The organism is Aquicella siphonis (assembly GCF_902459485.1).
GTDB lineage: Bacteria > Pseudomonadota > Gammaproteobacteria > DSM-16500 > DSM-16500 > Aquicella > Aquicella siphonis.
This window is the reverse complement of sequence record NZ_LR699119.1, coordinates 884,384-896,412: the sequence shown is the minus strand read 5'-3', so window position 1 is coordinate 896,412 and position 12,029 is coordinate 884,384. Positions and strand designations below refer to the sequence as shown.

At 46.4% G+C, this 12,029-nt stretch carries 11 protein-coding genes; 6 read left to right on the top strand and 5 right to left on the bottom strand.

Annotated features, from left to right (window positions below):
• Nucleotides 1–106: 106 nt before the first annotated feature.
• Nucleotides 107–643 carry a hypothetical protein gene (locus tag AQULUS_RS04195; RefSeq protein ID WP_148338852.1) on the top strand — a complete coding sequence of 179 codons (537 nt, stop codon included), beginning with the start codon at nucleotides 107–109 and terminating at the stop codon, nucleotides 641–643.
• A 76-nt stretch (nucleotides 644–719) separates the two neighbouring features.
• Here AQULUS_RS04195 and AQULUS_RS04190 read toward each other — a convergent pair whose 3' ends face one another.
• From AQULUS_RS04190 to AQULUS_RS04175, 4 genes are all read right to left on the bottom strand, one after another.
• Nucleotides 720–2,894 carry a hypothetical protein gene (locus tag AQULUS_RS04190; RefSeq protein WP_148338851.1) on the bottom strand — a complete coding sequence of 725 codons (2,175 nt, stop codon included), beginning with the start codon at nucleotides 2,892–2,894 and terminating at the stop codon, nucleotides 720–722.
• Between the two features lie 191 nt (nucleotides 2,895–3,085).
• A complete protein-coding gene (locus AQULUS_RS04185; protein WP_148338850.1) occupies nucleotides 3,086–4,234 on the bottom strand; it encodes a hypothetical protein in 1,149 nt (382 codons plus the stop codon).
• Nucleotides 4,235–4,236: 2 nt separating this feature from the next.
• Nucleotides 4,237–5,538, bottom strand: coding sequence for a DUF5624 domain-containing protein (locus AQULUS_RS04180; RefSeq protein ID WP_148338849.1), 1,302 nt, complete (start codon nucleotides 5,536–5,538; stop codon nucleotides 4,237–4,239).
• 149 nt (nucleotides 5,539–5,687) lie between these two features.
• Nucleotides 5,688–6,077 (bottom strand): hypothetical protein, encoded by a 390-nt coding sequence (locus AQULUS_RS04175; protein WP_148338848.1) that lies wholly within the window; start codon nucleotides 6,075–6,077, stop codon nucleotides 5,688–5,690.
• A gap of 241 nt (nucleotides 6,078–6,318) precedes the next feature.
• Between AQULUS_RS04175 and AQULUS_RS04170 the strand changes: the two genes are divergently transcribed.
• Entirely contained in the window at nucleotides 6,319–7,284 is a 966-nt protein-coding gene (locus AQULUS_RS04170; protein WP_148338847.1) for a hypothetical protein, read from the top strand.
• Between the two features lie 85 nt (nucleotides 7,285–7,369).
• Nucleotides 7,370–8,524 carry a site-2 protease family protein gene (locus AQULUS_RS04165; RefSeq protein ID WP_148338846.1) on the top strand — a complete coding sequence of 385 codons (1,155 nt, stop codon included), beginning with the start codon at nucleotides 7,370–7,372 and terminating at the stop codon, nucleotides 8,522–8,524.
• 48 nt (nucleotides 8,525–8,572) lie between these two features.
• On the opposite strand, the gene AQULUS_RS04160 is transcribed toward AQULUS_RS04165, so the two are convergent.
• Nucleotides 8,573–9,895: an erythromycin esterase family protein gene (locus AQULUS_RS04160; protein ID WP_148338845.1), complete on the bottom strand. Its 1,323-nt coding sequence runs from the start codon at nucleotides 9,893–9,895 to the stop codon at nucleotides 8,573–8,575.
• A 142-nt stretch (nucleotides 9,896–10,037) separates the two neighbouring features.
• On the opposite strand from AQULUS_RS04160, the gene AQULUS_RS04155 reads away from it, so the two are divergent.
• The 3 genes from AQULUS_RS04155 (at nucleotide 10,038) to AQULUS_RS04145 (ending at nucleotide 12,007) form a co-directional block, all read left to right on the top strand.
• Entirely contained in the window at nucleotides 10,038–10,565 is a 528-nt protein-coding gene (locus AQULUS_RS04155) for a GNAT family N-acetyltransferase (RefSeq protein ID WP_148338844.1), read from the top strand.
• 64 nt (nucleotides 10,566–10,629) lie between these two features.
• Nucleotides 10,630–11,454: an ATP cone domain-containing protein gene (locus AQULUS_RS04150; RefSeq protein WP_148338843.1), complete on the top strand. Its 825-nt coding sequence runs from the start codon at nucleotides 10,630–10,632 to the stop codon at nucleotides 11,452–11,454.
• Nucleotides 11,455–11,470: 16 nt separating this feature from the next.
• Nucleotides 11,471–12,007: a flavin reductase family protein gene (locus AQULUS_RS04145; RefSeq protein ID WP_148338842.1), complete on the top strand. Its 537-nt coding sequence runs from the start codon at nucleotides 11,471–11,473 to the stop codon at nucleotides 12,005–12,007.
• The last annotated feature ends 22 nt before the right edge of the window (nucleotides 12,008–12,029 follow it).

The window sequence follows — 12,029 nt, the reverse complement described above, 5'->3', positions numbered from 1 at the left end:
ACCAATCTGACTGCTTGAAATTCGCTTCATGTCCGGCTGTATACGGGCCAATCAGTCTGGCTAAATGGCATAAACCCATTAATAACCCTCATTAAGGATTGGAAAAATGTTCAGCAAACGAAATCAACCGGCGTTATTGACCGAGATGGCTGACAAGCTTAAACGACTCACCACTGAAAAAGCGTATGTTATCAAAACATCATCCCATGAAGTGACCACGGGCAAAACAGATGGAGGCTATTATCTGCTTGATCAAAACAGTCAAACTGTCCGGCAAATCTATACTGACACCGCCAGCCTGATTGACGCCATTAAAAGCGCGTTGCGCATCCAGTCGGATAACGCCAGAATTCACTACAGCAGTCTTGTTAAACCCAGGCTTTTTGATGAATTGCCCCCCGCGGTGCAAAAGCTTTTCACCGCCAGTAAAGACTTTGCCGATCCGTTAGCCACCTTGACCAGGGCAGCCGGCTTGCAGCCTGATGAGCATCCCTCACAGGAACGATTAATCCATGCCTTGACAGAGAACGGCATTCAAATCAGCACCGCGGATATCGTGAAATTATTCATTTTAAGCCAGACCATAGACGCTCACTGCGAAAACCATCTTACTCGTGAAAATGCGCCGTCTTACAAAATGTAAAGCCATCCATGTCAGAGGAGAATAAATATCGCTTTCCTCTGACATGCAAAGATCAGCCTCAAAGCCTGTAAGAAGATTATGCGTGATTGATTGTAAATGCACGAGCTTCTTTCTCTCCCAGCACCGGCTTTGCGGCCATCAGGCTCTTGACAGCCGTGTCCACCCGCGTCTTGTCTGAATTGATCGACAGCGTTTCCCTGCCAAACAAGCCGCGGCTTTTCCCTCCTGATGGAACCAATAGAGAGTGATCCTTCAGCATTTGAGGCAGCACTTCTTTCAGAAACTGCCGATCCACCGGCACACTCAACGGCAGGTTCACGTTGAGACTCTCAATTAATGCAAATTTCAATTTTTGAAATGGCTTGGATTCGAAAGCATATCCTTTCGCATAGGTTTTCAGCACAGCATCCACTGTTTTTTCCAATACACGAATTCTATCTTGTGAACTCTCACTCCAAAGCCTGATTTCCTTTGACAACTGCTCCCGCAATTCTCCGGGAATCAGGCTTTGCAATTTTTTCATGTCGCCTTTACTGACGTGATCAAGGGTGAATGGATTTGCATCACGATATTTACTGTTTCGCAAATCAGAAAGTGCATTCCAGACCGTTTTGTACGCCACGCTATATTCCTGTGACTGCAGAATGGGAAGATTGATCAAGGCGTTTGCCTGCGCGAGCGACATGGTATCCGGCATCAGACACCTGGCAATCGCCTCGTCCAGCAAATTGCCGATAATGATTTGCTGCGTCATCCTGTTCTGAAGCGGAAATCCCTCATGATAACCCTCCATTAACTCGCCGCCATAGGCCAGGTCGAAACGTCTCTCACAGACAAAGCGCGTGATCATATCCGTATTAACGGTCAATATCTCCGGCGGCTGGAAATCCACAGGTCGAAAGGGAACATTCGTGTCAATGAATTTTCTCAAGGGACTATGCATGAATGCGGCTTGCACCTCAACATTAAATACATCACGCCAGAAACTCACCAGCGGCCCGCCGCGGCTTTCCAGCGCCGACAATGTAGCGCTCTCCCGTATGTTTCCGTATAACACCATAGCCTGCGGGACACTCACCAGATATTCAGGATCGCTCAATGTACCTGGAGGAAGGCTTCTTGATTGCTCTTTTGAGCGGTATGACTCCATGCGCGATACCAGCAGCGCGTTTAATTTCATTTCCATGGCTTCGCTTACAAATAGCCTGCTGGTCGAAAGATTAACCGTATCATCAATCGCACGCTTATACAGGATTTCCTGATTTGAAGGCGGAGCAGTAGGCTGACGCCTCGGATAAGGAATAGTATCATTGCCATAAGTCAATTGCGCAGCGAGGTGCGTAAATTCATGAATCAAGGTGCCAGCCAGTATTTTCTCATCCCGCGACCCGCCCAGTCGCAATACATTTTCCTGCGTGTCGTAATCTCCAAACCCGGATGATTTAGGTGTTAACCCCGAAATATTATCCGCCGCCGCTATAAATATCCGTATGACCTTATTACCGGGCTCTCTTTTTTCAACAAGCGAACTAGCCACCAGATCCATGGTCGGCCTGAATTCCGGATGATTGTAAAGATCATCAATGATATTTTCGAATTTCATCCGGAATGATTCGTCTTCATAAGTGATCGCCGCCTTGATGATCGCGGGAGCTGTCTGCGCCGAACTGAAATCCAGCCTGAGACTCGCTTCTCTCGTCACTTCGTCAGGAAAAACTTTTTGAAATAACAGCTCTACCTTGCCCGCGGACGCAGCCACGCTGAGTGTGTAAGGACTAAATCCCCTGGCATCCCGCATATGAATCAGATCGCGGTTCTTCTCCAGCAGATACTGCACAAGGTCAATATTGTCCGCATAAATCGCCTTATGAAACAAATCCACCATCAGTTTGGGATTTCTTTCAATCATGATATCGATCAGTCTTTGATAACTGCGGAAATCATGCCCATACATGACAACAGGCAGCATCTCTGCGGCTGATTTGCCTCCTTTGTTCACAGCTGAAAATATGGCTTTCGGTGAATCAAACAGCATGTGAAGCAATATCAGGTATTTTTCGATGTTAGCCCTGTCATTGGGATTCTGACTATCAAGATCCGCCAACCTGGCGAGAACAACTTGTATCGGTGTCTTGCCATCTTCATCAGCGAGATTAATCAAACTCGCATCATCGCTTAGGATTTCAGCGACGCGCTTGACGTCCCCTGCTGCCGCTGCAACATGAATGTTTACGGCTGGCATTCTCTGCATGGATTAGTCAGACTCCATGAGATAGTAATACTTAAAGTATAATCAATACCTAAATATTTATTTCTCATGGATTCAATAACTTGCAAAATGACAGCCAAGGCATTTCCGGCCGGGCCAGGCCTGCTGCCAGCACCGGCAAGAAAGCTCTTGCCGCCATTAATCAGGATTGTGTTTAGCGGATATTCCCTGAACTAGGAATTGATTTTATAAATGACACTGTCAACTCTGAATTTCTGATCAGCCGCAAGACTGTTGGCAACCGCCAAAAACATTCCGTCATCAGTCTTGATAATAGCTGAATTCACACCGCCATAAGTAGTAATGGTCTGTATGGTTTTAAATCGATGATTTTTCCATAGATACAGGGGTGACAACAATACCGTTTCCGGGTTGGCGCGCTGACCGGTGATGAAACGGGTTTGAAAAAGATATTTGTTTTCTCCTGATTCAAAGAAAGTAAAATTCCTGCCGCCGGCTCCGTTCAGCGTTTGATACGACTCAAATCGTTTTCCATTCCACAGGAATATTTCGGAAGCATGGCTGATGTTTGCAAAAGCCAGATAATGCCTGCCATCGATTGCAAAATACCTGAAACTGCGGCCGCCCGGCTGTGTGAAAGCCTGGAACAAGACAAATTTACCTTTTTCCCAGCGATAGAGACTGGAGGATTGCAAATGATCGGTCAATCCCAGGTAATGAACGCCGTCGATTGTGAAATAACTCCAGCCATACGCCCACTTGGTCGGAAAAGATTGGAATTTCTCAAAGCGGCTGCCATTCCATTCAAACAAGGTCGAGGATGTGTCTGCCTGCGCCTTGGAGGCGGGCGGCACAACACCATTGGCCAACGCAAGAAAATGGCGCTTGCCTATGGAAAAGAATTTCCAGCTTTTTGACGCATAGGCGTAAAACTGCTGGAAGGGAAAGAAACGTTTGCCATCCCATTCATATATCATGGAATAGGAATGAAGGTTGAACGGTGGGGCGGGCCCGGATTCGATAGAAGCGACAGCCAGAAAAGCACGTTTGCCGATAGTAAAAAACTCAGCTCCCTCATTGCCATGGCCGGGAATACGCTGATATTCGACAAACTTGCCTTCACGCCACTGGTAGATTATAACCGGCACATCGGCATTGCCGCCATTCATGTTCGCCGGCAAGCCTTCCACATCTGCCGCAAGCTGGGAAACCGCAATAAAGTGCGCGCCGTTCAATTCAAACGGCGTGATATCTCGCGCCCCGGAAGTTTTCAAATATTGACAAGGCACGAGAACTTGCGCGGACTGTGCCGAAGCGGATGCCATCCATAATAGGAAAAGAAAAAACAGTAATCGCTTCATGGTCATTTTATGCCAGGATTATTTTCAGGATAAGTATTGATGCCTTTGGGGAGCCCTGTCGTCAAACCAGGTATGGCGACCTTGCTGATATCCCAGTGCTTGGCAGCAAGCTCGCCCGAAACCCAGAATGCCACCGTATTGGATAGCATTTCCGTAGGCTCGGACAGGGAGTACTTCAGCCGTATCAAAAAATCATTGATAGCGTTTGCCTTGGAAAATGGATAATCCCCTGGCATTGGCGGTCTGCCCGGAAGATTAATGCTGGGTATGGTAGTAAACACATCTTTTGCCACATGCGTACGGTTGAATACCGAAGTCCAGACACGGTTGTAATAAGTATAATCTTCCCGGCTCAGCTCGTTTTGGCCTAATGTGGGCCTGACTTCCGCATAAGGCGCGATAAATATTCTGTCATCAGGCAAGGTATTGTTTGACAATGCCTTGACAAATGGAACCAGCCAGTTGCTCCCGGCGCTGACTCCCGCCGTGACATTGCTGCCCGCCACAAAGCGGATAATCACTTTAGCTTTAGGCCAGTCAATGTTCAGTTTTTCGATTTGCTCATGAATTTCCGTTGTACTCTGATACGCGGTCAGCATAAATGTCGCCACCATAATGGTGTTATAAGGAATGGGGTATTCCTTATTGCCCTCCAGAAAGTCGCCTTGCAATGACGCCATCGTAAACGCCTTTTTCCCGCTCAGGACATCACTAATGTAATTGCCAGACATGGAACAGGCATAATCCACCATATTGCGAATAGCCGGCAGATATGGCTTCCATACGGGAGCATTAATTTTGTTCAGCCAATTATCCGCTTGCTGCGCATTGATGGTTTTCACTGCCTTGATGTCTTTTAACAGGCTTTCAAGCCCGCTTTTCCAGGCATCGCTTCCATATTCCTTGGCTTTTACGAGATAAGCCAGCGCCGGCCCGATATGCGAGATGGCCGTCATTTCCGTAAAACCCGAGTCCGGCGCTGTGCGCATCAGAAACGCCATCTGCCGTTTACCTTTGTTGTCATACACATATAAGGTGGAATTGATGAACATGACCAGAGGTGCGTTTTCCTGTATCAAATCAGGATTGCGGGCAAGCTCTGCTTCATATAACAGTTGAGAAATATTGATTTTTCCTTTCGGAAAGTTCTTATCTCCCTTGCCCGTGAAATCATAGAACAGGTCATGAAAAGCCTGGGGCGTTTTGTAAGCCTCAGGGCCGCCTTGCGCACAAGATTCAAATGTGACCAGCAAAGACGAAATGCATAATACTGAATAACATAAACGGCTTAACCCGGCTTTCATGCTGCAATCCCCACAAACGTGTTGAGCGATTGTAACACGCGGGCCAGAATCCTCATACAGTTTCCCTGGGTCAGCCATCTGTCACAAAATAGACATTTTATCGATCTTTTTCATTCCGATTGACTCCGGCGTTTCCCGTTTCCCAGGAATCAGGACCGTCTGAATCCGAAATAACACAACATCAAACCCAGAAAGAAATCAACTATTCCGGCCGCATAGGCGAACAAGGTGTTTTGCACAAACAGGATTGATAATTGATCTACAAAATGCGGATACAAGATGATGCTCGCCCCTTTTATCAGTATGACCCAGGACAAAATAGTGATAATGACACGCCAGTCCCATTTCCATATATTGTGACTCACCACCATCATGATGCCGATAATCAAGGTGAAAAATCCCGTGATAAACATCAACGGTGCGTCCCTGATCAAGGCATCAACATAACCTGCAAATTCACGCAAGTTCACCAATAATGCGACGCTGACAATGACCAAATAGATACCCAGTACCTTGCTTAAAAATCTGGAAATATTCATCGTGAATTTCTCCTCTAACAGCATCCTCGCGAGCAAACAAAACTCCTATCTTAATTTTAGCCCGCATTTTTACAGGCAGTGCGGCGCAGCCATGCGAACGCCAGGCCAGCCAGTGCAGCATCTATATGAATAAGAAGATATTTCCATAATCTGGAAAACCTTTTGGATGAGGTATTCGTTATTAGGGCACAACAACTATAATGTTATTATACGATCTGACAGACTAAACAGGATCCTGAGCATGCAGCGGAATTTTTCTCAGAGAAATGAAGAAATCATGATCGAGAACCAGCAGACTTTTCTGTTTTCTCAAAACATTGGCGAACTGGATGAGGCTGATGTTTTTATTTGTGAACCGACCAGTCAAAACAAGCGTTATGCCTTTAGCATCAACGAACTAGAGCAGGCTATTGATCTTGATCAATTCAAATTTACAAATGTATATACAAATAAATTGTTTTCCGAAAGCGACCTGACTGAATTGGCGCTGCGAAGCAAAAAAATCAAAGCCCACATGGATCACTATATAGAGAGTAACAGACAGACACTGGAATCCATCAGCAGGCACACATTGGAGGAAATGCAAAAATTCATTTCAGGCGCTAAATATTACAATATCGATGATGAAACCGTCATAGAAAATTTGAAACGGCATTATTCTGAAGAAGAATTAAAACAACTTGGCGGCGCCGGCGTCACCCTTGGCGACCTGGTGCGAAAAGATGCGTTTATTCGCTTTCATCACTATTACGACGAATTGAGCGAAGAAGAAAAAAATGCGCTGGATTCCATCCCCGAGGTAAGAAAATTATTTCACTCTTATAATATCACCACATTCAATGATATTTTTTTCTTGCCGCCTGATTCGTGCGCCGGAGGCGCTTCAGGATTATGCAAATTGATTATGGAGCAGACAGCTCCTTTTCAATTGGTTAATCGCGTGCTTTTACACCTGAAGGACAAGGATAAAAACGAGGAAACTGGAATAGCAAACACGCAAGCAGAAAGCAAATCCAAACCGGATGAAGCAAAGGCGTCTGCGATCCCTCGTCCTGTTACAATCGATCCGGCGCATTCAGGCTCAGGGCCCGCGATGCTCAATTTCATGCATTATCTCCATTCCCTGTTTATTTCTAAAAAATCCCCTCCCTCGCAGAACGAGAAAGCGGATTTAACTCCCGGCAAACCCAAAGGCAGAAAGAATTAATATTTATTTTTTGCCGAATATCACGCTCCGTCAAATTCACACAGATGTTATACTGTGATAAAGGAAGTACGTGAGTACGTAAAAAATGCCCACAAACAGCACACACAGAACAGGTTTGCACTTGTTCAAACTGGCCGGTTTTGAAGTGAAACTGGATTGGTCATGGCTGTTTCTGGCAATTTTGATCACCTGGTCGCTCTCTGCCGGCTATTTTCCATCAAGTTTCCCCGGCCTTGCTCCTCATACTTATTGGATCATGGGGATAATTGGCGCTCTTGGGCTTTTCTTGTCGATTATTCTGCATGAACTCTGCCACTCTCTGGTGGGGCGGCACTACGGAATCCCCATTGAAGGAATCACTCTCTTTATTTTTGGAGGCGTGGCTGAAATGCGCGAGATGCCGCCCAATCCCAAAGCCGAATTTTTAATGGCCGCCGCTGGTCCCTTGTTTAGCCTGGTGACCGGCATCTTGTTATATTATCTGTTTCAGTTCGGCGCAGCCAGCAATTGGCCGATCACCATGACAGGCATACTCCGCTACTTAAGTCTCATCAATATTGCCGTGGGTATCTTTAATCTGCTGCCCGGTTTCCCGCTCGATGGCGGACGGATTCTCAGGTCACTGTTATGGTGGTGGAAAAATGATTTAAAACGGGCAACGGCGATTGCGTGCCAAAGCGGAGCCGCCCTGGGTTTTGGCATGATTCTTTTTGGCATCCTGCTTCTGATCCAGGGAATTTACATTTCAGGCCTCTGGATGTTCTTGCTCGGATTTTTTTTGCAACATATCTCAAAAATGTCTTATCAGGACTTACTCATCAGGGAAGTTTTCAGCGGCGACCCTGTCAGGAAATACGCCAAAACCCGCCTTGTCATTGTACCGCCTGATATCACAATACAAGAACTGGTGGACCATTATTTTTACCGCTATTATCACAAATTGTATCCTGTTGTGGAAAATGACGAGCTTGAAGGATATATATCCTTTAATGAAATACGGGAAATAGAAAAGAGCGAATGGACCCGGCTAAAGGTACGCCAGGTCATGCGCAAATGCGGTCCGGACAGGGTGATTGACGCTGATACCGAGGTTTCCAAAGCCTTGCAAATCATCACCGCGCAAAACCAGGGACGCCTGATTGTGACCGAACACGGCAAACTTTACGGCATTATTACCCTCAAGGATTTGCTGGATATCATGACAATACGAACGGGGCTTATAGACAGAACCAAAGAATAATCTGTCTGCTTCACAGCATCCCGAATCGAGCAGCTTTCTTATTAAAAATCAAAACTTACCCAGCTTCCACTTGTTATCTTCATTCAGCGGCTGCACAGCGGTTGTGTCATCTATGTGAATCAGACTATCGAACTGAAAAGGAAGGCGTGTGAAATAATAATGACTGGCGCGCTCGGATTCGGGCCGATAAATAACGCCGATTGCGCGCTGCAAGCGGGGAAGATGTAAATAATGTTTGAGCTGGTCATTTTCACGCAAGTCCAACAGAAAACTTCCATATCCGACGTGATGAAATAATTCTTCATAACTTCCAGGCAGGCCGGGACTGATTCGCTTGCATTCCGCTGCGGCATCCCAGTCCGCTGCGGCGGTAACAAACCCCTGGTAAGTGGAAAATCCTATGCTATAAGCATGGATATCATATTGTTCACGCACCAATTGACCCAGATTGATCTCGCCCTGATCACCCATCTCGGTGGCTCTGGCATCGCCAACATGGGAATTGTGCGCCCACACTATGATTTTTGCCGGCCTCTCAAATCGATTTTCCAGATACCCAGCCAGAACATTCAGTGTTTCCGCCATATGTTGATCACGCACATTCCACGATTGAACATGCCCTTCAAACATGGATCGATAATAATGTTCAGCATTTTTGATCAGACGCGCATTTTGCGCGGCATAAAAATATTCCTCTTCTGCCGTGATGCCATCACGGCGCAGATAACCCAACGCGTGATTTTGCATTTCAAGAAATTGTTCAACTGCTTCTTTCAGGCACGTCTTCTTTTTACCCATACTGGTTAAATAGCCGTATGTCTGAGGATCAGGCTTGATATGATCAAAACAGGCATAACGAACGCGGGCGCGCTTCGCAGCATCGGGATCTACCGTCTCAAGATATTGAATCACCGCTTGCATGGAAGAATACAGGCTATATAGATCCAGGCCGTAAAATCCGATTTTTTGCCCACGGGCTGCCAATCCATCGTTGTATGCACGCAACCAGATTAAAAACGGCGGCATTTGTGTATTGCGCCACATCCACGCTGGAAACCTGGTAAAACCTTCCAACGCCTTGTTCCAGTTTTCTTTATCTTCCATTCCTTGCAGATAACGATGAATGCGGTAGGCATCCGGCCAATCACCTTCGATCGCAACCGCCATGAAATCTTTTTTCTCGATTAATAACTGTGATATTTCAATCCTGGCCTGATAAAACTCGCGCGTGCCATGAGTAGCCTCGCCTATCAGTACAATCCGCGCATCACCGATTTTATCCAATAATGATGCATAACGCTCCGGCTGCTCTGACAGCGATTGAACAGCATTGGCAATGACTTCAACCAGTTTTGCTTGAATCAGTTTCATTCGCGCAGTCCTCTGGCGGTTCACGGCCAAATGGATTATCATATTTATATATTATCTGATATTGGCGGGCAGATGATTAATTTTGTCAATTCAATCATAGCCATCATGATCTGATGTTCATGTCATAAAACGGCGAACAGAGATGATGAATTATCCTGAGCACTTAATCGCAAGCTTGCAACTGCCGGACGGCACGGCAGTAACCATACGACCCGCCCGGCCAGAAGATGTTGACTTGATAAAGAATTTTTTTCGCCAGCTTTCCCCTCAGAGAAAACATGCTCTTTTCATGGAAAATTTTCGGGAGCTGCCTCAAGACATGCTGACCCGGCTAGCTGCGGTTGATTACAATCATGACATGGTGTTGCTAGCAATGCAGTTAAAAAACGGCAAGGAATCACTCATCGCGCTTTCGCGTTACGTTACGACCGCGTTTCCTGATGAATGTGAGTTTAGCGTGGTTGTGAGTGATGAATGGCAAAATTCAGGCATAGACTCGCATATAATGAATGCCTTAATCAATGCCGCCAAACAGCAAAAGCTGAAAACCATGACTGGCATGTTTCTCGCCAGCAATATCGAAATCATGCGTCTGGTCGAACATCTGGGCTTTGCAGTCAAAGACAGTGACGACCCGACAGTCAAACACGCGACCAAATCCTTATCTTGATCTTGCCAGACTGACCGAGGCGGCGTGTTTTGACTTTTGATCGCATTAAGGCGGGATATCTGACATGGTCAATGTCATCAAAGCTTCAGGAGAAAGCGTGCCGTTTGACCCCGGCAAGATCCGCAAATCATTGAACCGCGTAGGCACAGACCGCAATCTGATCGAGCAGGTGGTAGATGAAGTATCGAATGAATTGACAGAAGGCATGTCAACCCGCGAAATCTACCGCATTGCATTCAGGTTGTTGCGCAAGAAATCACAGGCACTGGCGGCGAAGTATCATTTGAAACGGGCAATCATGCAATTGGGGATATCAGGATATCCGTTTGAGAAGTATGTTGCCGAACTTCTGCGGCACCAGGGTTTCCAGGTGAAAAACAATCAGATGGTGCGGGGTTACTGCGTAAACCATGAAGTAGACGTGACAGCAAGAAAAAACGGCAAAATGCTTTACGTGGAATGCAAGTATCATAACCGTCCCGGCATTTCATGTGACGTCAAAGTCTCCCTGTATTTCAAGGCACGTGTCCTGGACATAGAAAAAGCGCACAGGCATGAAGCTTCTTTAAACGTCGAAGGATGGCTGATCACTAATACACGTTTCACTGACGACGCCTTGAAATATGGAACATGCGCGGGATTACACCTGATTTCCTGGAATTATCCGCAAAAAGGCAGCCTGAAAGACCTGATTGAAATATCAGGGTTGTACCCCATCACCTGTATCACCAATTTTACACGCGCGGAAGTCTCACGATTGATGTCAAATAACATCATTTTATGCCAGTCCATTCACAATCACCCTGCCCTGCTGGATTCCTTGCGAATTCCCGGACCGAGAAGAGAATCCATCATCAGGCAATGCCATACGCTGTGCCAGCCAACATAAATTACTGGATGTCCTTATGAAGAAAAAAAACCTGCCTTTGTCTCAAGTGTACCGTCTTCTGGAACCAGGCCCGGTCGTGCTGGTCACGACTGCCCATAAAGGCAAAGCGAACATCATGACAATGTCGTGGCATACCATGATGGATTTCGAACCTCCTGTCATCGGGTGCGTAATCAGCAACCGAAATTTCAGCTTCAATATACTAAAAGCAGCCAAGGAGTGCGTGATCAACATTCCTTCTGTCGATTTGGCGAAACAGGTAACCGGATGCGGAAACACGACCGGACGGAAAACCGACAAATTCAAGACGTTCAAACTCACATCCGCTCCCGCAGCCTGTGTACACGCGCCGTTGATTGCTGACTGTTATGCTAACCTTGAGTGCAGGGTCATAGATACGACATTGACTGTCCGCTACAACTTTTTTATTCTGGAAGTTGTCAATGCCTGGATTGCGTCCACCAGAAAAAAACCACGCACTCTTCATCATCAAGGTAAAGGCGTATTCATGGTTGCGGGCGACACCATCAGACTACCCTCCAGGATGAAGTAACGGCAGAAACACGGTGCATTTG